Below are 21,802 nucleotides of genomic sequence, written 5' to 3'. Positions count from 1 at the left end.
ATTTATAACATTCTAACGATCTTACTTCTTCTTAAAGAAAAATCCTCCGGAAGATTCCTCGTCTTCGTCGTCTGACTCCTTTTCTTCAGATTCGCTTTCTTCCTTCGGTTTAGAGGCGTTCTCAATAGAAGTCTGCGGATAACCGATAATGGAGGCGGCCGCTGCGGGAGAAATCGTCGGAGCGCCGATGGCTTTTGCCGATGCGTTCGGATCGGCCGGCGGAATTTTTGATGATGCGGCCGGGGCCTGAAGATTTGCAGGGACCGTCGAAGTGCTTCCGGAAACCTGAGCAGAGAATCCGACCGGCGTCGGAGTCGGTGAAACGGTCACGCCGTAAGACGGTCCCGGCATTACGATGCCGTTTGCGACGCAGGCGTCATTAATCGCATTGAGAAAAGCGGCTTCTAATCGATAAGGTTCCATCAGTTCAACCGGATCCACCCAAACCACTAGCTCCACATTAATGCCGAAGTTACCGAATCCGGTGATGCCGCATTCAACTTCGTGAAGTTCATCGGGCTTAATGCAGTAAGGGACACTGACCGCGGCTTTTTCAATAATCTCTTTGACTTTCCTGAAATCAATGCCGTAGGGTATGGAGAACGGGAAAATCTTGCGGACGCCGCGTCGGTCCATGGTGTAATTCGTGAACGATTTATTAATCAGAGAGGCATTCGGAATAATGATGTCCTCTCCGGTCGGCGTGACGATGCGCGTTGCGCGAATCGTAATCATGGTGACCCTGCCGACTTTGCCGTCCGGCGTGCCGATAATATCGCCTAAACTGACTGCGCGCTCAGAGATAAGAATTAGACCCGCGACTGAGTTGTTCACAATCGTCTGCAGTCCGAAGCCGATACCAACAGAGAGGGCTGAAACTAAAATCGCTAAGTGCGTAATCGGCAGACCGATCATCGATAAACCGATCAGAATGCCGATACCGATGATGGACCAGTGAACGAAACGGGCCAGCATCGACAAAGATTCCGGACGGACGGAACCGTGACGATTGCCGATACGCTTAATACTGCTCTCGCTAATCTTGCCGAGCCAGTAGGCGACGAGAAAAACAAGCACAAATTCGAGAATGTCGAAAGTGCTGATCTCTGATCCGCCAATCGTAAATAGGGTCATCTCGAGCGGCTTGAGAATAGTTTCCGAGCCGGTGATTATTTTGTCCGTGAGATCTGTCATTAGCGCCTCTTATCTTCGACTTGTCAATATAGAGGCAAAAAAAGGCGCCATGCGGCGCCTACCCCTCAAATTAGGATGTTACGGATTGCCGTTCAGGCATCTTTCCAGGAAATCGGAAAGGTCCTGAACCTCTTCCAAACACATGTTGTGTTCAATGCCCGGATAGCCTTTAGACCAGAGATCCGTCGCGCCAAGTTTGCGAAGCTCGTTAATGGATATCTCGGTAAAGGGCGGCGGAACAATATTGTCCTGCTTGCCGTAGCCGACAAAAATCGGAGAGAGAATGCCGTCGCCGACATGCTCCGCATCGTAGCGGCTCATCAGCGGAAGATAACAGCTGATGCCGATAATCCCACCGATCGGACGCGTCATCTTCAGAGCAGAGAAAAGGGCCATGCATCCGCCCTGAGAAAAACCGCCTAAAAAGATTCTGGAGCGATCAATTCCTTTAGTCTCTTCCTGAGCAATCAGTCGCTCAATGATTTTCCAGGTCTCAAGCAGGCCGGCTTCATCTTCTTTGTCGATGTTGTCCAGGCTGAATAAATCAAACCATCCCTTCATCGGATAGCCGTTATTCATCGAAATGGGACGAACAGGAGCGCTCGGGAGAATAAAACGAGTCTGTTCCATCGGAGCGCCGCACGCGATCAGCTCCTCTCTGAAGTGCGCGAAGTCACTGCTGTCGGCGCCTAAGCCGTGAAGCATGATGAAAGCGGAGTCCGCTTTGCCTTCAGCCGGTTCAATGACTTGCTTTTCAATGATTTCAGGCAGTTCGGCTGATTTCGGTCTGAACACTTTGACGATCTCGGGACGTGTCTCTATCGAGGGGCCTCCGATAAGTTCAATGCAGTAGGGAATCGCGGCAAAAATTCCGTGAATCCCCTTGGACGGGAGCCCCTGCAGGGTTTCAGCGATCGCTTTAGGCTGACCGGGCAGGTTGAGGATCAGCGCGGCATGATCCTCGATCTCTCTCAAAACGCCGACCTGACGGGAAAGAATCGCGGTCGGAACAAAAGCGAGAGAAACAGCGCGCATCTGTTCTCCAAAACCCGGCATAACGCGTGTCGCAACGGCAAGCGTCGCTTCAGGCGTCACGTCTCTGCGGGAAGGACCGGTGCCTCCGGTGGTCAGAATTAAGTCGCATCCGTCTTCGTCACAGAGACGCTTAAGTGTCGCTTCGATCAGCGGCTGCTCATCAGGGATTAAAGCGCTGACAGTTTCATAGTCGGACAGCAGCGCCTGCTTCAGCCAGTCTTCCAGCGCCGGGATCCCTTTGTCTCGATAGGTTCCTTCGGAAGCTCGATCTGAAATAGAAACTAAGCCGATTTTTGTTTTGCGATTCTTACTCATCTTCTTCCTCTTCAGCCGCTTCAAGTGAGATCGGCGGCAGAACCAGCGCATAAATCAATTTGTACAGCGCCCTGGCACTCTTGGGCGGTTTGCTGCCCTGAGCTTCTTTTCTTGCGTTGCGGATCAGCTGGCGTACTTCCTGAACATCCGCTTCGGGAAACTGCTCGATAAATTTAGTCAGCGCATCGTCTTCGGCGATCAGCGCGTCACGAAGCCTTTCGCTCTTATGCAGCGCCGAGACCGCGGCTCGATCATTTCCGGTGGCGCGATCGATCGCGACACGGACCGCATCGGCGTCAAGCTGTCGCATAAGTTTTCCGATCAGCTGCAGCTGGCGTCGTTTCGCGCCGAAAGATCTCAGTCTGCGGAATTCTTCAATTTCTTTGACAATGTTATCCGGCAGATCAATCTTGGCAAGAGTTTCCGCGCCAAGTTCCGTCAGTTCTTTTCCGAGCGCCTGCAGATGCTCCGCTCTTCTTTTAAGCTCGCTTTTACTCGGGCCGTAGTCCTCTTCTTCTAAGTCGCTTGTTGTCATGACAATTCATTCTGTGTTGGTCAACTAGCGCTATCATAAACTCAGAAACTAATAATAGAGAGTACATAACGATGGGAACTCCCACAATAAGTAGCGCTGAAGAAATGAAGGCGCTTGTTTCTCACGCATTGGAGACGGCTCTGAAACTTGGCGCCTCTTCCGCGGCCGCCGAAGTCAGCGATGAAAAGGGCCGCTGCGTCACAGTGAGAAACTTTGATACGGAATCAATTGAGTACACAAGAGACCGAAGCTTTTCTATTTGCGTCTACATCGGCAAATCCAGAGCGTCAGCCTCCAGCGGAGATCTCTCGCCGAAATCAATCGAAAATACAATCCGAGCGGCGGTTGATATGGCTCGCTATACCGCGGAGGACAAAGACGCGGGACTGCCGCCTGCGGACCGTCTGTGTTTAAAGCCGAGAAATCTGAACCTTTGCCACCCTTGGGATATTTCGGTGGAAGAAATGACGGATATCGCCGTTAGGGCTGAGCGCGCAGGCCGTGATTACAGCCCGCAGATCGTGAATTCAGACGGCGCCGGGATCAACTCTTCAGTCGGCAGTTTTGTGTTCGGAAATACAGAAGGATTCCTTGCGGGTTATCCGTTCAGTAATCACTCAATAGACGTTTCACTGGTGGCGCGTGATAAAAACGGCATGCAGAACGGTTCGTGGTATTCCCTGGGTACGAGCCCGCATGATCTTTTATCACCGGAAGAAATGGGACAAATCGCGGCGCGCCGCGCGGTAAGCGCGCTTTCTCCGCGTTCTCTGAAGACTCAAAAATGTCCGGTTATCTTTGAGGCGCCTGCGGCTCGCTCTTTGTTCCGATGTTTTACTCGGGCTGTCTCCGGAGCAATGCTCTATAGGGATATGAGCTTTTTGAAAAATGCGCTCGACACGAAAGTGTTCTCTGACAAGCTGACGATTGTGGAAAATCCTTTTGTTCCCGGCGCGTACGGCTCGGCCCCGTTTGATGACGAGGGCGTGCTTCCTTCGGAAAGACTTATTGTCGATCAGGGCATATTAAGAGGGCTGTTCCTTTCAACCTACACCGCGCGTAAGCTTGGTGTGGAAACGACCGGCAACGCCGGCGGCCCATTTAATCTCTTCTTCCGAAACCGCGATGAAGCGAGTGAGCCGACACTTGTCTCTCTGCTTCATAGAATGGATCGGGGACTGCTCATCACGGAAACAATGGGGCAGGGTATTAATTTAACGACGGGAGACTACTCTCAGGGCGCTTCGGGCTTCTGGGTGGAAAACGGAGAAATCTGCTACCCCGTCGAAAACATTACGGTCGCGGGAAACCTTCGGGATATGTTCCTCGGGTTTGACGCGATGGCTGAAGATTATGATCTTAACGGCGTGGTTCGGTGCGGTTCCACTCTTCTAGCGGAAATGACCGTAGCAGGCAGTTAAAAAAGTAATATAGAAGTTATTGATAGTGAGTTATCAAGGAGAAGTCACAACATGAAAAAAGATATCGATTGGAGCAAGCTTGGATTCGGATACACACCGACAGATTTTCGTTTCCAGGCTGAGTGGAAAGACGGCAAATGGTCCGAAGGCAAGCTGATTTCGGACCCGAATATTGAGCTTTCAGAAGCCGCCTGCGTTTTCCATTACGCTCAGTGCTGTTTCGAAGGTCTGAAGGCATATGAAACCGTTGACGGCCACATCGTTACATTCCGCCCCGATCAAAACGCAGAACGCATGCAGCACAGTGCAGCGCGCCTGGAAATGCCTGAATTCCCGAAAGAGCTGTTTGTAAAGGCGGTTGAAGAAGTGGTTCGTGCTAACGCCGATTGGGTTCCTCCGTACGGTACCGGAGCTACGCTTTATATTCGCCCCGTCATGATCGGCTCCGGCCCTCAGATTGGCGTTGCTCCGGCCAACGAATTTATTTTCAGAATTTTTGTCATGCCGGTTGGCGCGTACTTCAAAGGCGCGATTAAGCCTCTGAAGCTCACTATTCCTGAATTTGACCGCGCGGCGCCGCGCGGAACGGGGGACATTAAGGCAGGCCTCAACTATGCGATGAGTTTGCACCCGACCATGGAGGCCCATCGCAAGGGCTATGCGGAAAACATTTACCTTGACCCGGCCACTCGTACTTACATTGAAGAAACAGGCGGCGCGAACCTGCTGTTTGTGGATAAAGAAGGAACGATTGTTGTTCCTAAGTCTGACTCTATTCTTCCTTCGATTACACGCCGCTCACTCGTTGAGGTCGCCCGCGATATTCTCGGTATGAAGGTAGAAGAAAGAAAAGTTCGTCTTGACGAGCTGAAAGACATGCAGGAAGGCGCGCTCTGCGGCACAGCTGCGGTACTCGCTCCGATCGGCATGATCAATACGCCTGACGGCGATATTTATCTTCCTTCCGGTATGGAAAAAATGGGACCGGTCTGCACAAAACTGAGAGAAACTCTGACCGGCATCCAGATGGGTACGGTCAAAGGTCCTGAAGGCTGGATCTATAAGATCAAATAAGTCATAAGGCAAAAAAAATCCCGGGAAAAAACTCTCGGGATTTTTTTGCGCTAAACATTATTCAGCTTTTTTGTAGGCTTCTACACCGTCCATAATCACTTTGCAGGCTTCTTCAGGACCTGTCCATCCGGAAACCTTGGCCCACTTGCCTTTTTCCAGATCTTTGTAGTGTTCAAAGAAGTGACGGATCTGAGCCAGAAGATCTTCAGGTACATCTTCAATGGTGTTGACCTTGTTGTATCTCGGAGTCAGCTTCTGAACCGGAACAGCCAGCATCTTCATGTCACCGCCGCTTTCGTCTTCCATCAGCAGCATGCCGAGCGGACGGCAGCGAATGACGGAACCGGCAAGAAGAGGGAACGGAGTGATAACGCAGACGTCAACCGGGTCTCCGTCATCGCCGAGTGTCTGAGGAATGAAACCGTAGTTGGCGGGATAACGCATGGAGGTACCGATAAAACGGTCAACCAGAAGCGCGCCGCTTTCTTTGTCTACTTCATATTTGACAGGATCGCTCTGCGCGGGGATTTCAATGACGCAGTTGAAGTCATGCGGAAGATCGCGCCCCGCACTAATTTTTGACATATCCATATTTAACTCTCGACTCGATGGAAAATAAAAGTTTAATTTTAGTATTACTCAGAGCTCCGTGCCAAACGACAGAGTTCATGGATTAAGTTCGGATCGTGTGAATCAATCAGTGAGACGCGCGGGAAACCGAGTTCATACAGCCGTTCTGCAATACGCGGATGAATCGTCAGAACAGCGGCGTCTTTGATAGATTCACGCATGGATTCGCATACGTTTTCTAAAAGAATATCTGCGGAGTCCGAACTTGTTAAATACACCGCGGCAGGAGGAGTCTGCTCAAGCTGTGCTTTTTCTTCCTCAGACGCCTTGAAAGGGATGCGCCGGTAGATGACTTCTTTGCGGACATCCACGCCGGCTTTTTGAAGCTCTTCAAAGAGGAACTCTCGGCCCGTCTGTCCTCGCAGAATGATCGCTTTCTTGGGAAGACCGAGCGCCTTCAGTTCGTCAAAAAGCAGCTCTGATCCGCTCTGCAGTGATGTTCCCTTCGGGAAAATCGCGCGCTTGGTGTTCGGCCAATACTTTTGAATGAGCTCGGCACTCGGGGCGCCGACCGCGGCAAAATGCGTGCTGTCCGGAAAATCAGGAACGATCTCAGAAAGGCAGCGAACCGCGGCAGGACTGACAACAATCAGAAGCGCTCCGTCTCGAGCTTCCTGCACAAGCTTCTCAATATCCGCCTGACTGCGCTTTGCACTGCGAAAGGAGAAGGCGGGCCAAAAAAAGACAGGCATGCCGCCTTTGGCAGCCGCTTCCGCTGCCGCCTTTCCCTCACGCCCGGGCTTCATGACCAGAATGGATTTCATGCCGGATTCAGCACTTCGCGAAGCAGACGTTCAGCGCCTTTTTCCTTCAGATCGCGAACGATGACTTCGGCGTTGTTCTCCGGCGTGTCGGCCGCAGCCGTGAGCTCGGAATAAACAAACTCACCGGTCATGTGGTTGCCCACGAGTGCGCGAAGAAACATCTGACCGTCCTCAATGGTGGCGTAAGCTGCAAGGGGAACCTGACAGGAACCGCCGAATGCGAAGGAAACCGCGCGTTCAGCTCTCGTGCATAAACGTGTTTCTTCGTCGTTCAGAGTGCTCAGATACTGCAGCGTGACTTCGTCTCCTTCCACCGCTTCAATGCCGATCGCGCCTTGTCCGGGCGCCGGAAGAGAAACTTCAGGCGGAATAAGAGAGCGGATTCTTTCGCTGAGTCCAAGACGCTTGAGGCCGGCGCTTGCCATAACGAGCCCGTCGTATAAGCCGGCGTCCAGCTTGGAAAGACGTGTGCCGACATTGCCTCTGATCATTTCGACCTTGAGGTGCGGGAATCGAGCTTTCAGCATCAGTTCGCGTCTGAGACTCGCGGTTCCGACAACGGAACCCGCCGGCATGTCTTCCAGACGCTCATATTTCTGTGAGACGAAGCAGTCGCGTGGGTCTTCTCGCTTCATGACAGCGGCAAGCACACAAGGTTTGAACAGCGTCATCGGAACGTCTTTCAGACTGTGAACCGCAAACTGGGCTTTGCCCTCGAGCATCGCGGCTTCCAGTTCTTTAACAAAAAGTCCTTTGCCGCCGACTTTGGACAAAGTGACGCCTAGAATTTTGTCGCCTTTGGTTGTGATACCGAGAATTTCTACGTCAAGTTCCGGGAATTTTTCTTTCAGGACGGACTGAACGTGTTTTGTCTGCCAAAGCGCAAGAGGACTCTCACGGCTGGCAATGATTAATTTGTTTTCCTGTGTCATTGTGACTGCATCAGAAGTTGAATAAATAACTTCGTTAGTGTAGCAACGGAATGTTACGCGCAGATTAGAAAAAACGTCGCCAAATTCTAGTCTTGGTTAAGATGCTCAGTCGGCGGATTCTATATAATATCTTCTTTTTTTAAATAGTTATTGTTGCTATGGCCCAAATTAATCACAACTCAGTACACGCCGATCCGCTTGCTTCTAAAAAGGAGGCTTGGAGCGGACGCTTTTCTGAGCCTATGGCCGAATTTGTTTTGCGTTACACGGCGAGTGTGAATTTTGACAAACGCATGGCCGAAGCAGATATTGCCGGTTCTGTCGCGCACGCTAAGATGCTCGCAAAGTGCGGGATCATCAGCCAATCCGACCTTAAAGATATTGAGCGCGGCATGCGCCAGATTCTTCAGGAAATCAAAACCGGACGCTTTGATTGGAAGCTTGAACTGGAAGATGTTCACCTGAATATCGAGGCAAGACTCACTGAATTAGTCGGGGACGCGGGCAAGCGTCTTCATACCGGCCGCAGCCGAAACGACCAGGTTGCGGTGGATATTCGTTTATACCTGAGAAATGAAATTGATCAGATCGTGAAGCTGCTGACCCATCTTCAGGAGTCTCTGCTGCACGTGGCTGAAAAAAATGTCGACACGATCATGCCGGGCTACACGCATATGCAGGTTGCTCAGCCGGTTACGCTCGGTCACCACTTCCTTGCCTATGCGGAAATGTTTGAGAGAGACCGCGAACGTCTGCTCGACTGCCGCAAGCGCGTCAATCGTTCACCCCTGGGCGCAGCCGCGCTCGCGGGCACTACTTATCCGATCGACCGTGAATACACAGCGGAGCTCCTCGGTTTTGAAGGTGTAACGCAGAATTCACTGGATTCCGTCAGCGACCGTGATTTTGCAGTTGAGTTCTGCTCCTGCGCCTCTCTGATCATGGTGCACATTTCCCGTCTTTCTGAAGAGCTGATCTATTGGATGAATACCAATTTCGGCTACATCATGCTGCCGGACCGTTTTACAACCGGTTCATCCATCATGCCTCAGAAGAAGAATCCGGATGTTCCCGAGGCAGCTCGAGGCAAGTCCGGACGAGTTGTGGGACACCTGATGGGTCTGCTCATGCTGATGAAAGGTCAGCCGCTTGCCTATAACAAGGACAATCAGGAAGATAAAGAACCTCTCTTTGACACGATCGACACAGTCAAAGATACACTGAGAGCGTTCATCGAGATGATCCCCGGAATTGAAGTTCGTAAGGACCGCCTGAGAGAAGCGGTGATGCTCGGATTCCCGACAGCGACTGATTTTGCCGATTATCTTGTGCGCAAGGGACTGCCGTTCCGGGACGCGCATGAAGCAGTGGGCTGCGCAGTTCGCCTCGCCTCGGAAAAGGGCTGCGCGCTTCATGATCTTTCCTTGGAAGAACTGCGCGAGTTCTCGGACAAGGTCGGACCCGATGTGTATGAAAGTCTTACCCTTGAAGGCTCCGTCGCGGCGAGAAATCATACCGGAGGCACCGCTCCGATTCAGGTAATGCGTCAGGTACAGATTTGGAAAGACCGTCTGAAAAACCGCAGCTAAATTAAAAGTCAGCTGAACAAAGAGAGTCGGAATTAAAACGCCGGCTCTTTTTTTATGACGAGCTGAGCGTCTGAATCCGTTATCTGCGCACGCAATCTCTTATTATTAAAACGATACGTTTTGAGAAAGTTTATGTCTGAAAGAATCATTATCACACTGGCTCAGCTGAATCAGACAGCGGGCGATCTTCAGGGCAATACCGCACGAATTCTTGAGGCTGCCGGCAAAGCCGCTCAGAACTCGGATATTCTTCTGACGCCGGAATTGTCTGTCTGCGGATACCCGCCGGAAGATCTTCTGCTTATGGACAGCTTCATCCGCGACTGCGGTCTGAAACTTGAAGAAATCCGCACTGCTTCAGAAGCTTGGCCGAATCTGGCGATTCTTGTCGGCCATCCGAGCCGACGCGAAGGAAAACTCTACAACTGCGTCTCGGTCGTAAAAGGCGGAAAGATTCTTCTTTGTTACGAAAAAAAGGAACTTCCGAACTACGGTGTGTTTGATGAAGCTCGCTATTTCTCTCCCGGCGGTGAGCAAAAACAGGTCTTTCAGATAAAAGATACAGTGTTTGGCATTGCCGTCTGTGAGGATGTTTGGTTTGAAAACGCCTCCAAGGCCGCAAAAGCCCAAGGTGCGCAGATTCTTCTGATTCCAAACGCTTCACCTTATGAAGAAGGCAAACTGAATCAGCGGCTTGAGAAAATCAAAAACAATGTCATTGCGCTCGGGATGGATGCGGTATATGTCAATATGGCGGGCGCGCAGGATGAGATTGTCTTTGACGGAGCCTCATTTGCTTGTTCGCAGGAGGGCGTTCTCGCAAGACTTGCCTATTTTGGCGCAGCCCTCGGACAAGTTGCCGTAGAGAACGGCCGCGTAGTTAAAGGCGCTGTAGAGCCGCAGCCTGAAGCAGTGGAACTGCTTTATCGTGCTTTGGTGACGGGCTTCCGTGATTACGTGCAGAAAAATAAATTCAAAGGGATCGTCCTTGGACTTTCCGGCGGCGTGGATTCGGCGCTTGTTCTTAAGATCGCCGTTGATGCCGTGGGCGCGGACAATACGCTTGCCGTGATGATGCCGTCCGTCTACACCTCGAGTCTTAGCCGAAGAGACGCTCAGGCGCTGGCAGATCGCCTCGGCGTACGCTTTGAGACGATCTCGATTCAGGACGGCTACTCCGCTTTTGAATTTATGCTTGCGCGGCAGTTTCAGGGAAAACCGAAGGATGTGACGGAAGAAAATCTTCAGGCCAGAATCCGCGGCGTGATTCTGATGGCAATCTCCAATAAATTCAGCTCAATGGTGGCCACAACCGGAAACAAGAGTGAAATGGCGGTCGGCTACTCAACGCTGTACGGAGATTTAGCAGGCGGCTACGCTGTGCTCAAGGATGTTTATAAAACTCAGGTTTATGAAATATGCCGCTGGCTCAACCGCGCCCAAAACGTATTTCCGGAAACTATTCTGACGCGTCCTCCGACAGCCGAACTGCGGGAAAATCAGAAAGACCAGGACTCGCTTCCCGACTATGGTGTGCTCGACGGCATCCTCAAGCGTTTTATTGAGGAGCGTGAAGACGCACATCAGATAGTTAAAGCGGGCTATAAGCATGAAGACGTTCAGCGCGTTCTGACCATGCTTCAGAAAGCAGAGTACAAGCGCCGGCAGTCACCGATCGGACCGAAAGTGACAAAGGTAGCTTTCGGCAGGGATTGGCGGTTCCCGGTAACTGATAAATATAAGCTGTGAGAGTGTTAAACTCTCAAAAAAACGAAGGAGAGACCGTGAAACAGATCCTCGCAATTATTAAACCGTTCAAGCTTGATGAGGTGCGCGAAGCACTTGCTGAAATTGGTGTGCAGGGAATGACCGTAACCGAGGTAAAAGGTTTCGGCAGACAGAAAGGACACACGGAACTGTACCGTGGCGCTGAATATGTGGTGGATTTTCTGCCGAAGATGAAGATTGAGTGTGTTGTAGACGATTCTCTGGTCAATATGGCAGTGGAGGCGATTATGAAAGCCGCCAGAACCAACAAGATCGGAGACGGAAAGATCTTCGTGATGCCGGTTGAAGAAGTGATACGCATCCGTACGGGTGAAACCGGAAACTCAGCGGTTTAAAAAAAGTCCTCCGAAATTCGGAGGATTTTCTTTTAGAGAGGAGCGAGCAGAACGTACAGCGCTCCGGCTCCGCCGTCAAAGCTTGGCGCTTCGACAAAAGCGAGAACCTCTTTTTTCTGAATCAGCCATCCCGGGACTCTTTCCTTCAGTACGGGCTTCTTTTGGAAGGATCCAAAACCCTGTCCGTGGATAATACGGACAGCGCGATGACCTGCTTTCATTTGTTCCGTGATGAAAACAGAGAGAAGCGCCCTCGCTTCATCGGACGTATATCCGTGAAGATCGAGCGATCCCTTGATTGACCAGGTGCCGGCTCTGAGTTTTTTAGGAATATCGGGCGCCATGTTTTTGGCTCGGTATGAAAGCCTTTCGTCCGAATCCAAATATAGATCGGCATTGATATGGTCCGAAAGCGAATCCGTCAGAACAGCTTCGTTGTCAAGCTTAGTCTGACGGGGATAAGGATCCGGCTTCGCTTTTTCATGATGGACAACATCATTGTGAAGCTTAACGGGCTTAACGCCGAGCTTCTTCATGGCATTTTCAAACTCGTGAGCTTTGGCTTGGCGCTCTTTTTTCCTTTTCTCTTCTTCCGCTGCGGCCTTAGCGCGCTCTTCGGACTGAATTCGAAGCGTCTCCTTCAGTCCGAGCAGGGAAGCGAATGACTCTTTAGAACCGGCCATTTTCTCAGCTTCTTATGCGAGGTTATTGAGCTCGAGATATTCCTGGGCGTCCAGAGCGGCCATACAGCCTGTGGCGGCACTGGTGATCGCCTGACGATAAACCTGATCCTGAACGTCGCCGGCTGCGAAAACGCCGGGGATGTTTGTCGCCTGAGCGCTGCCGGAGGCAATGCCTTTGGTCACAATATAGCCGTTGTTCAGCTCGAGCTGACCTTCGAAGAGGTCGGTGTTGGGCTTATGGCCGATAGCGATAAAGACGCCCATGACAGGAATAGTTTCCTGTTCTCCGCTCTTGAGGTTGTTGATGCGGACAGCGTTGACACCGTTGTTGTCGCCGAGGATTTCATCAAGCGTGCAGTGCTCGTGCAGAACGATCTTGCCTTCAGCCGCGACAGCCTTAAGTTTGTCGACCATGATCGGTTCGGCTCTGTAGGTATCACGACGATGGATCATGTGAACCTTGCTGGCGATGCCGGAAAGATAAATCGCTTCCTTAATCGCAGAGTCTCCGCCGCCGACGATGGCAACTTCCTGGTTGCGGTAGAAGAAGCCGTCGCAGGTTGCGCAGGCGGAAACGCCTTTGCCCTTGAAGGTTTCTTCGCTCGGAATACCGAGATATTTAGCGCTGGCGCCGGTAGCGATAATCAGAGTATCGCAGGTGTAGGTACCGTTGTTGCCGACTAAACGAAGCGGCTTTTCCTGAAGATGCGCTTCAACGATTTCATCGAAAACAATCTTTGTCTCGAAACGTTCAGCGTGCTCAAGCATGCGGTTCATCAGTTCGGGACCCATAACACCTTTCGGGTCTCCGGGCCAGTTGTCTACTTCAGTAGTGGTTGTGAGCTGACCGCCTTGTTCCATTCCGGTAATGAGCGTCGGTTTGAGATTGGCGCGTGCTGCGTAAACAGCTGCAGTGTATCCGGCAGGACCGGAACCGAGGACCAAAACTTTAGAATGTTCAGTAATATTAGACATAAAATACCGTCCGAATAAATTAAAAAATGCTCGACGATTATAGTAGAGCGAGGTTATATTTCTATAAATCAGATACCTTCAGCACACAATGAGTAACACAATCGAGACTATGTTTTTGGCAAGAAGATCGCCCGCGACAGCTTCTTCCGGTCCGGAATTCAACGGCATCAGCAAACTTTGGGGCTTTATTCTTTGCGTGTGTATGACGGCCGGATTTATCGCGCTGTCTTTAATCCTGTGGACGCATAACAGCAGCGATCCCGGTTTTTCGCGCTTTACATCCGAGCAGGAAGTTTCCAATATTTTCGGTACGGCGGGCGCCTGGATTTCTGATCTGATTTATCTGCTGTTTGGCTGGGGTGTATGGATTTTTGCGGCCGGAGCGCTCTTTTTGCTGATTCGCGGAATAAAGCGTATCAGAGGGCGCTCTGTGACGACGACAATCTATCCGATGGGTTTTCGGATTTTCGCTTTCGTGCTGCTGCTTCTGTCGGCCTGCGCGCTCTTTTTCCTGCGGTTTCATTCTTACTCAGGAGAACTGCCGGGGACGACCGGCGGCGTACTTGGCAGCGCGATCGGATCCGAGATGCTTTACTGGATGAACCACACGGTGGCGACAGTACTTCTTTTGATTATTGCGCTTTACAGCGCATCGGTTTTCCTCGGTTTTTCCTGGATCGGTCTGTGTGAAGGTATCGGCCGTGTACTGGAAAATATCGGCAGCCGCATTATGGCGATCCGCCAGACTAAAGAGGATATTGCTGCGGGTAAAGCCTCTATTGAAGAAAGAGAGAAGATGCTTCAGGACAATCATGCTCCGCATGAGCAGCATGTCGAGCCTGCGATCAAGGAGCAGGAGGTTGTCACCGAAAGCGAAATCTTCGGTCCGAAGCCTGAGGATAAGGTTGTCGGCATTCATGAATTCGAGCCGATTGATTTTAAGCCCGATCCGACATTTATAGCCCGCAGAGAGCCTCAGGCAGCTCCGGAGGCCCCGCAGCCCCCGCAGGCTCCCCAGGCGAGTCCGACCGCTGAAGAAACGGATGATATTCCGGTTGAACAGAGCGAAACAGTCGGATTAAGCGGCAAAATGCCCGAGGAAGCACCATTCGTCGAAACTGTTCATGAATATGAACTTCCGAGTGCGAATCTACTGACCGAGCCGCCGTTTGAGAAAACGACGGTCAGTCAGGATGAGCTGCGGCTTACCTCTCAGCGAATTGAACATATTCTTCAGAACTATAAGATCACCGCTAAAGTGCTTTCAGCGCTTCCCGGACCGATCATTACACGATTTAAAGTACAGCCGGGGGTGGGCGTTAAATCCAAGAAATTTGTTGAGGTCGCAAAGGATTTGGCTCGCGGTTTAGGACAGCCGAATGTGCGAGTGGTTGAGAATTTAAGAGAGATTGACTGCATCGGGCTGGAAGTCCCAAATTCAGGCCAGTCTGTTCAAACGATTTATCTTAAAGAAATCATTAACAGTCTGGTTTTTAAACAGAGCACTTCTCCTCTGACGCTTGCGTTAGGCAAGAATGTTGCAGGAGAGCCGGTTGTCATTGATTTAGCCAAAGCGCCCCATCTTTTAGTGGCCGGTACAACGGGTTCCGGTAAATCCGTCGGCGTGAACGCGATGATTTTGTCCATGCTGTATAAAAACAACCCGGACGATCTGAAACTTATCCTGATTGACCCGAAAGAGGTCGAATTCGGAATGTATGAGGATATTCCTCACCTGCTGACTCCGGTGATTACCGATATGTCTGAAGCGGCTCATGCGCTTAACTGGTGTGTTCGCGAAATGGACCGCCGCTATAAGATGCTGCGCATGGCAGGTGTACGCAACTTTGACGCGTACAACGAGAAGATTGCAGAAAGTGCCGCGCAGGGCATCACTCTGATGAACAAGATGGTTGAACCTCCTGTTCCGTTGGAAAAGATGCCTTATATCATCATTATCGTTGACGAGTATTCGGATCTCTTAATGATGTACGGCAAGGAGGTTGAAAACAAGATTACTCGTCTTACTCAGAAGGCGAGAGCCGCGGGCATGCATGTCATTCTGGCCACTCAGAGGCCGAGTACTGACGTTGTGACTGCCGTGATTAAGGCGAACTGCCCGTCGCGTATTAGTTTCCAGGTTTCGAACCGCTATGACTCGATGACGATCCTCAACACTCCGGGTGCGGAAGAGCTGCTGGGAAGAGGCGACATGTTCTACATGCGGCCGAGCAAACCGCTTCAGCGCATTCACGGCGCGTATGTGACGGATGAGGAAATTAACAACGTGACGAACTATCTTCGTTCTCAAGGTACGCCTTGCTATGTTGAAGGCGTGACGAACGCTGCGGAAGAGGAAGCGGTGGAAGAAGCAGAAAGCGTAAGCACGGGCGGAGCTGCCAGAGGTGAGGATAACGCTTTGTATGATCGGGCCGTAGATTTGGTGATTTCAGAGAATCGGCCTTCGATTTCGTATATTCAGCGTCGCCTCAGCATTGGTTATAACCGTGCGGCCAATCTCATCGAGCAGATGGAGAAGGAGGGCATCGTTTCAGCGCCGACTCAAAACGGCAAGCGGCAAGTGCTTGCGCAGAAAACTCCGTCGTTTGAAGACTAAAGAAAGGCCGCCCTCGGGCGGCCTTTGAACTGCAGGGGAAAAGCAATTAGTTTTCAGTTGACTGTGCGAGCAGTCCGCGCTGCGAAGCCCAGCTCCAAGGCGTATCCAGCCAGCTTTCGATATCTTCCTTTTCTTTCTCTGAGATTAACTCCATACTGACAGCTTTCTCGACGATCGCTGCAAAAGGAAGGAGTTGGAAAGCCTGAATACCGTTCTTGTCGAAGAGTTTGGCGGTTTCAGGCATATCAAAGTTTGTGATCGCAAAACAGTGCGTTACGATCGCGCCCTGCTCACGAAGTGCTTTGGCGGCGTCAAGCAGAGACAAGCCTGTAGAAAGATGGTCTTCGATGATCAGCACGCGTTTTCCTTTTACGTTTTCGCCATCGATACGCGTTTTATCGCCGTAGCTTTTAGCAACCTTTCTGACAGTGATAAACGGAACAGAAAGACGGTATGCGAGCGCGCCTCCATGTGCGGTTCCCGCATCTTCAACGCCGGCGATCATATCAAACGGAATCTTTAATTCGACGATGCGGGAGGCCATGGTTTCGATGATATCCCGCCAGGCTTCCGGATAGGAAGGAAGTGTGCGGTTATCGACGTAAATCGGCGTTACAAGGCCTGAGCGAAGGCGCATCGGCTTATCTTTAAGAAAGACAATTGCATTATGGGACAGCAGATGTTCAGCCATAATGTCTTGAGCAAGAAACGAAGTAGGCATAGGAGTGATTAAATCTGGATAGTGAAATCGGTATTGGGAAGGTCCGGAAGTCCGAGGACTTTTCTGCCGTTGACTGAGCCGATTCGCGCAAGGCGCTCCATCTCATCATAGCGGCAGCCGGTTGCCAGGGTTGTGAGTTCGTGCCACATATCTCCGTTGTTCCAGGGAACCATCGCATCGCAGACATTATCAGTGCCGAGCGCGACAGTAATTCCGGCCGGATCAAGTTCGTCTACAGGCGTCATGGAGTTATGCGCCGGTCCGATCAGCTCCGAGCGAGGCGTATCAATCCAAGCGGTCGGGCAGGCGATCATCATCACGTTGGCTTTTTTCATCAGATCATAGAGACGCTGACGGTATTGTCTGGAGTGAGCAGCGATTGAGATACCGTGGATCGCGACAACTCGGCCTTCCATTCCGTGCTCAATTGTCTTGCGGCAAAGTTCTTCTGTCTCGTATTCCAGAGATTGGTTGAACTGGTCGACGTGGGCGTGGACCATTTTGCCAAGCGCTTTAGCGGTACCGAGAATGATGTCAAAAGCTTCGGATCCTTTTCCGTAATCATTTTCGTCACGTTTGGGAAGAGCTCCGATGATATCGACCATCTGAGAGCCGATATCAAACCATTCACGGGCGACCGGATCGATAACACCTTTGAGCGTCTGGTTTGCGAATTTAACAATCAGCTGATCCGCATAATGTTCTCTGGCGCGGATGCCTGCCTTAATCGCACGGTCTTTGCTTTGCGGATCGATATCCACAAAAGTTCCGACCGCTGTGACGCCCTGAGAGATCATTAACTCGAAGAATTGGCAGAAGCGTCTGTAGAAATCTTCCTCTGTTGATTCGGATTTAAGTCTGTCAAGAGCGTCCCATTTCTGCTGCAGAGTACAGGTTTTTCTCATCTGCAGTACGTCCGGACTTAATGTAAATGACCGATCTGCGTGCGCGTGGGTGTTGACCCATCCGCCGTTTCTTTTAATCACAGGCTCAATCATTGAGCGGATTGTGAGAGGAGCTTCTAAATTCATTATTTTGTCCTATAAAAAAACGGCACTTCTAAAAGAAATGCCGTCTGGGAATTCCGCATATTAAAAGAAAAAGAGATGCCGGGCACACGAAGAGCCCTCAAACAATTGAAGGTTTTACCTTCACGCAGTTTGAATGTTGAAATTTGCATGTTGCGAAGGATAGCAAAAATCTTTGTGGTTTCGTGTGCTCTGAAGCAGAACTCGAAACAAAAAAATACTTTTTATCTCAAGATGAAGTTTTTTTCTGCTGACGCGATTTATAGCATTGCTAGAATCATTCGGAAGCATCTTGTTTCCCGATGAATTTAATTTCGGCTGGGGCTTTTTAGAAGCGAAGTCAGTGCCTGTTTTTTACTTAGGAACCTTAAACGACGGATAACCGCATAAGGTTAGACGGAAAGATATGAAGAAACTACTTGTGTTTTTATACTGCTGCGGTGCAATGAATTCTATTGCCTGCGCAGCCGATGCGTCCGTATTAAAAAATTTTCTCGCATCGCAGTCTGTGTCAGGAGTTTTTTCTCAACAGACGGTTGACAAACAGGGTAAAGCGACGGAAGAGCCGTCGCAGGGCGACTTTAAATTTCAGAAGCCCGGTAAGTTTAATTGGGTTTACCAGACCCCGTACGAGCAGGTCATGGTATGTGACGGCAAAGAGCTCTTTGTTTGGGATAAAGATTTGAACCAAGTTACCGTTCGTAATGCTAAGGGAGCCATACCTCAGAGCCCTGCGTCGATTCTCTTCGGTCAGGATTCATTAGACAGGGACTGGGACATCACTCAGCTGCCCGATAAAGACGGACTGACGTTATTTAAGTTGGTGCCGAAGAAAAAAGATGCCAGTGTGAAGGAAGTGATATTCGGGTTTAAGGGTGAAAATCCTGAGCTTTTGCAGGTTAACGGGTTGATGGGAGAAAAAACGACGCTTCAATTTAAGGACGTAAAAACAAATGAGCGTATTGCGCCCTCTGTTTTCTCTTTTGTTCCGCCTAAAGGTGCTGACGTTCTCAAGGTCAAATAGGTCTTCTGTTAATGAAGAGACTATAGATATTAGCTAAATAGTGTTATTCTCTTGGGTACATAGATATACGGGCAGCACTATTGAGAATCAATAAGTAAAACAGCGGTGCTGATTGAAATGACGAAGAGAATAAGTTTTATTCATTCGGTGAGAAACCGGATGAACTCTGTTCCTCGCGAATTATTCGAGAGGAGCATGAATGAGTAAGATATTTTTGTGCGGGGACCCTCACGGCGAGTTTTCGCACATATTGAGCGCGATCGATCAATGGCATCCGGATGCGGTGCTGATCCTCGGCGATCTCACGCCGCCTCAGTCGCTGGATGTGATTTTCAAATCTGTCCGTGATACCAAGACAAAGATTTACTGGATTCCGGGCAATCACGATACGGATACCGATCTTATTTACGATCGGCTTTGGCGTTCGTCTTTTGCCAGAAACAATCTCCACGGCCGTGTACAGGATATTTGCGGCGTAAAGGTTGCGGGTCTGGGCGGTGTTTTCCGCGGTCAAATTTGGATGCCTCCGAATCTTCCTTTGTTCTCTTCGCCGAGTCTGTTTATCCGCAAGATAGGAAAAAGCGGCATGTGGCGCGGCGGACTGCCTCGCAGACACCGCTCTACAATTTTTTATTCCGTTTATGAAAAGCTGAGAGAGTGTAAGGCGGATATTCTTATTACGCACGAAGCTCCTTCTATGCATGCCAAGGGCTTTGAAGCGATTGATGATTTAGCAATCAGTCTCGGCGCAAAAATGATTATTCACGCGCATCAGCATGAAAGTCGATGCTATCTTCCCCAGAAGGGGCTAAAGTGCCGTGGTATTGGGCTTAGAGGGATTATTGATCTTGAGGGAAATATTATTGTTCCCGCACAAGTTGATCCCAGGGAGCTTCAGGAAAAAATTCAGAAGCAGGTGAAATTACCGTTCCCCGGTGTTCGTCGAACACCAGCTTCGAAGTTCCGTCGGCTCACCAAGAATCGTTTCGGACGACTGCAGAGACGCGAGTGGTCTCCGGTATCTAAGAATAAAGGCCGTAAAAGCTGACAACCCTCAGTAGGTCTCCTTCATGAACCGCTCCCTGCTGTTCCGGAAGGAAGATGAAGCAATTAGCGTCTACCATTGAGCGCATGGCGCCGGTTTTTTGAGAACCTGCGGGTATTACGCAGATACGGCCGTTTCTTACTTCTAAGACGCCTCGTTGGAATTCTGTGTATCCCGGTTTTTTCTTAAGATTGTCTGCCCCAGCGTAGGCGAGACTCATTTTAAGTGTTGGATTAATTTCTCCGGAGAGTCTGCGAAGCGCTAAAGAGACAATGGCGTGGAATGTCACTTGAGCGGCGGTTGGGTTCCCCGGCAGACCGAAGAAGTATGCATTTCTGACTTTGCCGATAGCCAGAGGTTTACCGGGTTTAATTAAGCATTTCCAGTCTACTAATTCTCCGTTTGACAGGACTGCATCACGAGTGAAATCTGCCTCACCGACGGAGACACCGCCGGACGTAATGATAGCGTCGCAGAGAACTGCTGCCTGAAGCACTCCGTCTTTAATTTTTTGTTCATTGTCCGGGAAGCGGCCGAGATCGACGGGTTCAAATCCGGCTTCCTCGATCATTGCCTTAATGCAGTAGCGATTGGAATCGTAAATTTTTCCTTCGCTCATTGTTTCTTCTACACCGATCAATTCATCACCGGTGGAGAAGAAACCAACTTTGAGTTTGCGATAAACGACGACCTCTTTCACGCCGACTGCGGCAAGAAAGTTCATATGTGCAGAGCGAAGCTTAATGCCGGCTTTAAGACAGACAGAGCCTTGCTGAACTTCTTCGCCGCAGAAGCGTACGTTTTCATTTTTGCGCACGCCCGCGGGGAAAGTAACTAATGAACCCTCCGAGGTTACGATTTCCTGTTTGACGACAGTATCAGCCCCTTCGGGAACCTCAGCACCTGTCATAATACGAATGCATTCTCCCGGGCGAAGCTTTCCTTCATAAGGATGGCCTGCGAAGGCGCTGCCGACGCACGTCAACGTGAAGCTTTCGGGCTGAATATTCTCGGAACCAAAGGCCCAACCGTCCATTGCTGAATTATTAAAGCGAGGCAGATCCAGATTTGAGATCAGGTTTTCGGCGAGAACAAAGCCAAGCGCATCGGAAAGTTTGCGAATTTCTGTCTCCGCAGCCGGTCTTACATAACTGCTCAGAAAAGCAAGGGTGTCTTCATAAGATTTCACGTTCATATCAATTCTCAATACTGTCTTTAGATGTCTGTTTCATTTCTGCCTGACGGAGTTCTTCTATTGTATTCAGATTAATAAATGAATCGTCTTCGGTTGCAATTGGGACTTCGACGGCATCAACAGAGTTCAGAAACCGAAAAACACTGCGCTTATCAGCGTCAAGATACGCAGTGAGTTCAGGCAGTACCGACGAGTGAAGCAGGCAGTGAAGCGGTTCAGCTTTCCCATTGTGGCAAGGGTAGGCTGCTGTTCTTCCGAGCGTTATCGCGTTGTTCAGCAAAGAAGGAACAAGATTATCCGGGATGTAAGGTGTATCAACAGGACAGCAAAAAAGCCATTCAATATTCGGCGCGCGGGTCAGAACGGTTTCAATGCCGGCAAGAGGGCCGAGGAAGTCATATCGAATGTCAGGAAAAACAGGAAAAGGAAAGCGCAGAGCATACTCATCCGCGTACGAGTTGGCGCTGATGTATATATCTGAAGTTTGATGCTTCAAGGAGCTCAGTACGTGCTCGGCAAGGACGGCGCCGTTAAGGGGCTGGAAGCCTTTATTAATTCGTCCCATTCTCTTAGCTTCACCGCCGGCAAGCAGAACAGCAGAAACTTTGCATTGAGGCACTGATCGCTCCTAAACACTGAATTACATTTGCTGATAATACAACGCCTGAGTGAGCGGAAATATGGCGCGAGGTTCGAGTGAGATTTCGAATGAAGAGGCCTCAGCTTGACGAACTCAAAAATATGTGTAGAATGCACGCCTCATTGAACAACGCCAAGCGCTGTTCGAGATGCAGAAACAAATTTTTACATTGAATTTTCCTGTTTCAGTTGACAAGAATTTTCAGTTCTGTAAAATAGCAATTCTGCGCTTGAGAAATCAAGCAAGTTCTTTAAAAATTTAT

General features: G+C 50.2%; 20 protein-coding genes. 8 read left to right on the top strand and 12 right to left on the bottom strand.

Annotation, left to right across the window (positions count from 1 at the left end; genetic code table 11):
- Nucleotides 1-21: 21 nt before the first annotated feature.
- From NFR90_RS09795 to yjgA, 3 genes are all read right to left on the bottom strand, one after another.
- Nucleotides 22-1,194: a mechanosensitive ion channel domain-containing protein gene (locus NFR90_RS09795; RefSeq protein WP_251452629.1), complete on the bottom strand. Its 1,173-nt coding sequence runs from the start codon at nucleotides 1,192-1,194 to the stop codon at nucleotides 22-24.
- A 78-nt stretch (nucleotides 1,195-1,272) separates the two neighbouring features.
- Nucleotides 1,273-2,544: a molybdopterin adenylyltransferase gene (gene mog / locus NFR90_RS09790; protein WP_251452626.1), complete on the bottom strand. Its 1,272-nt coding sequence runs from the start codon at nucleotides 2,542-2,544 to the stop codon at nucleotides 1,273-1,275.
- On the bottom strand, nucleotides 2,537-3,079 hold the full coding sequence (yjgA, locus tag NFR90_RS09785) for a ribosome biogenesis factor YjgA (RefSeq protein WP_251452625.1): 543 nt from the start codon (nucleotides 3,077-3,079) through the stop codon (nucleotides 2,537-2,539). The genes mog and yjgA overlap by 8 nt, the downstream gene beginning before the upstream one ends.
- Before the next feature lie 71 nt (nucleotides 3,080-3,150).
- Here yjgA and NFR90_RS09780 point away from each other — a divergent pair, with 71 nt between their 5' ends.
- Complete coding sequence (locus tag NFR90_RS09780; protein ID WP_251452624.1) at nucleotides 3,151-4,500, top strand: metallopeptidase TldD-related protein; 1,350 nt, start codon at nucleotides 3,151-3,153, stop codon at nucleotides 4,498-4,500.
- Between the two features lie 9 nt (nucleotides 4,501-4,509).
- The gene (locus NFR90_RS09775; RefSeq protein ID WP_308645420.1) at nucleotides 4,510-5,574 is read left to right on the top strand and encodes a branched-chain amino acid aminotransferase; all 1,065 of its coding nucleotides are present in this window, start codon (nucleotides 4,510-4,512) and stop codon (nucleotides 5,572-5,574) included.
- 57 nt (nucleotides 5,575-5,631) lie between these two features.
- On the opposite strand, the gene ppa is transcribed toward NFR90_RS09775, so the two are convergent.
- Genes ppa through hemC form a run of 3 tightly spaced genes read right to left on the bottom strand, consistent with a single transcriptional unit; the run spans nucleotide 5,632 to nucleotide 7,900 of the window.
- Nucleotides 5,632-6,165 (bottom strand): inorganic diphosphatase, encoded by a 534-nt coding sequence (ppa, locus tag NFR90_RS09770; RefSeq protein WP_160336044.1) that lies wholly within the window; start codon nucleotides 6,163-6,165, stop codon nucleotides 5,632-5,634.
- 44 nt (nucleotides 6,166-6,209) lie between these two features.
- Nucleotides 6,210-6,968 (bottom strand): uroporphyrinogen-III synthase, encoded by a 759-nt coding sequence (locus NFR90_RS09765; protein ID WP_251452622.1) that lies wholly within the window; start codon nucleotides 6,966-6,968, stop codon nucleotides 6,210-6,212.
- The gene (gene hemC / locus NFR90_RS09760; protein ID WP_251452621.1) at nucleotides 6,965-7,900 is read right to left on the bottom strand and encodes a hydroxymethylbilane synthase; all 936 of its coding nucleotides are present in this window, start codon (nucleotides 7,898-7,900) and stop codon (nucleotides 6,965-6,967) included. The genes NFR90_RS09765 and hemC overlap by 4 nt, the downstream gene beginning before the upstream one ends.
- A 158-nt stretch (nucleotides 7,901-8,058) precedes the next feature.
- On the opposite strand from hemC, the gene argH reads away from it, so the two are divergent.
- From argH to NFR90_RS09745, 3 genes are all read left to right on the top strand, one after another.
- Nucleotides 8,059-9,489 (top strand): argininosuccinate lyase, encoded by a 1,431-nt coding sequence (gene argH, locus NFR90_RS09755; protein WP_160336041.1) that lies wholly within the window; start codon nucleotides 8,059-8,061, stop codon nucleotides 9,487-9,489.
- A 132-nt stretch (nucleotides 9,490-9,621) separates the two neighbouring features.
- Nucleotides 9,622-11,238 carry an NAD+ synthase gene (locus NFR90_RS09750; protein WP_160336040.1) on the top strand — a complete coding sequence of 539 codons (1,617 nt, stop codon included), beginning with the start codon at nucleotides 9,622-9,624 and terminating at the stop codon, nucleotides 11,236-11,238.
- A 35-nt stretch (nucleotides 11,239-11,273) separates the two neighbouring features.
- A complete protein-coding gene (locus NFR90_RS09745; RefSeq protein WP_160336039.1) occupies nucleotides 11,274-11,612 on the top strand; it encodes a P-II family nitrogen regulator in 339 nt (112 codons plus the stop codon).
- A 32-nt stretch (nucleotides 11,613-11,644) separates the two neighbouring features.
- Here NFR90_RS09745 and NFR90_RS09740 read toward each other — a convergent pair whose 3' ends face one another.
- Together NFR90_RS09740 and trxB are read right to left on the bottom strand one after the other, a co-directional pair.
- Nucleotides 11,645-12,295, bottom strand: a complete 651-nt coding sequence (locus tag NFR90_RS09740; RefSeq protein ID WP_160336038.1) for a Smr/MutS family protein — start codon at nucleotides 12,293-12,295, stop codon at nucleotides 11,645-11,647.
- Between the two features lie 12 nt (nucleotides 12,296-12,307).
- Nucleotides 12,308-13,270, bottom strand: a complete 963-nt coding sequence (gene trxB / locus NFR90_RS09735) for a thioredoxin-disulfide reductase (protein ID WP_160336037.1) — start codon at nucleotides 13,268-13,270, stop codon at nucleotides 12,308-12,310.
- An 88-nt stretch (nucleotides 13,271-13,358) separates the two neighbouring features.
- Between trxB and NFR90_RS09730 the strand changes: the two genes are divergently transcribed.
- The gene (locus tag NFR90_RS09730; RefSeq protein WP_251452620.1) at nucleotides 13,359-15,887 is read left to right on the top strand and encodes a DNA translocase FtsK; all 2,529 of its coding nucleotides are present in this window, start codon (nucleotides 13,359-13,361) and stop codon (nucleotides 15,885-15,887) included.
- Between the two features lie 46 nt (nucleotides 15,888-15,933).
- Here NFR90_RS09730 and NFR90_RS09725 read toward each other — a convergent pair whose 3' ends face one another.
- Together NFR90_RS09725 and NFR90_RS09720 are read right to left on the bottom strand one after the other, a co-directional pair.
- Complete coding sequence (locus NFR90_RS09725) at nucleotides 15,934-16,608, bottom strand: orotate phosphoribosyltransferase (protein WP_251452618.1); 675 nt, start codon at nucleotides 16,606-16,608, stop codon at nucleotides 15,934-15,936.
- 8 nt (nucleotides 16,609-16,616) lie between these two features.
- The gene (locus tag NFR90_RS09720; RefSeq protein WP_160336034.1) at nucleotides 16,617-17,639 is read right to left on the bottom strand and encodes an amidohydrolase family protein; all 1,023 of its coding nucleotides are present in this window, start codon (nucleotides 17,637-17,639) and stop codon (nucleotides 16,617-16,619) included.
- Nucleotides 17,640-18,042: 403 nt separating this feature from the next.
- Between NFR90_RS09720 and lolA the strand changes: the two genes are divergently transcribed.
- Together lolA and NFR90_RS09710 are read left to right on the top strand one after the other, a co-directional pair.
- A complete protein-coding gene (gene lolA / locus NFR90_RS09715) occupies nucleotides 18,043-18,660 on the top strand; it encodes an outer membrane lipoprotein periplasmic chaperone LolA (protein WP_160336033.1) in 618 nt (205 codons plus the stop codon).
- A gap of 199 nt (nucleotides 18,661-18,859) precedes the next feature.
- The gene (locus tag NFR90_RS09710; RefSeq protein ID WP_160336032.1) at nucleotides 18,860-19,708 is read left to right on the top strand and encodes a metallophosphoesterase family protein; all 849 of its coding nucleotides are present in this window, start codon (nucleotides 18,860-18,862) and stop codon (nucleotides 19,706-19,708) included.
- On the opposite strand, the gene moeA is transcribed toward NFR90_RS09710, so the two are convergent.
- Nucleotides 19,683-20,900: a molybdopterin molybdotransferase MoeA gene (gene moeA / locus NFR90_RS09705; RefSeq protein WP_251452616.1), complete on the bottom strand. Its 1,218-nt coding sequence runs from the start codon at nucleotides 20,898-20,900 to the stop codon at nucleotides 19,683-19,685. The two genes, NFR90_RS09710 and moeA, sit on opposite strands and share 26 nt — an antisense overlap.
- A 1-nt stretch (nucleotide 20,901) precedes the next feature.
- Nucleotides 20,902-21,519 (bottom strand): molybdenum cofactor guanylyltransferase MobA, encoded by a 618-nt coding sequence (gene mobA / locus NFR90_RS09700; protein ID WP_251452613.1) that lies wholly within the window; start codon nucleotides 21,517-21,519, stop codon nucleotides 20,902-20,904.
- Nucleotides 21,520-21,802: the final 283 nt, after the last annotated feature.

This window comes from Parasutterella muris, assembly GCF_943193095.1.
In the GTDB taxonomy this organism is placed as follows: Bacteria; Pseudomonadota; Gammaproteobacteria; order Burkholderiales; family Burkholderiaceae_F; genus Parasutterella; species Parasutterella muris.
The sequence above is the reverse complement of the archived record's forward strand: the minus strand, read 5'-3'. Positions and strand labels throughout refer to the sequence as shown.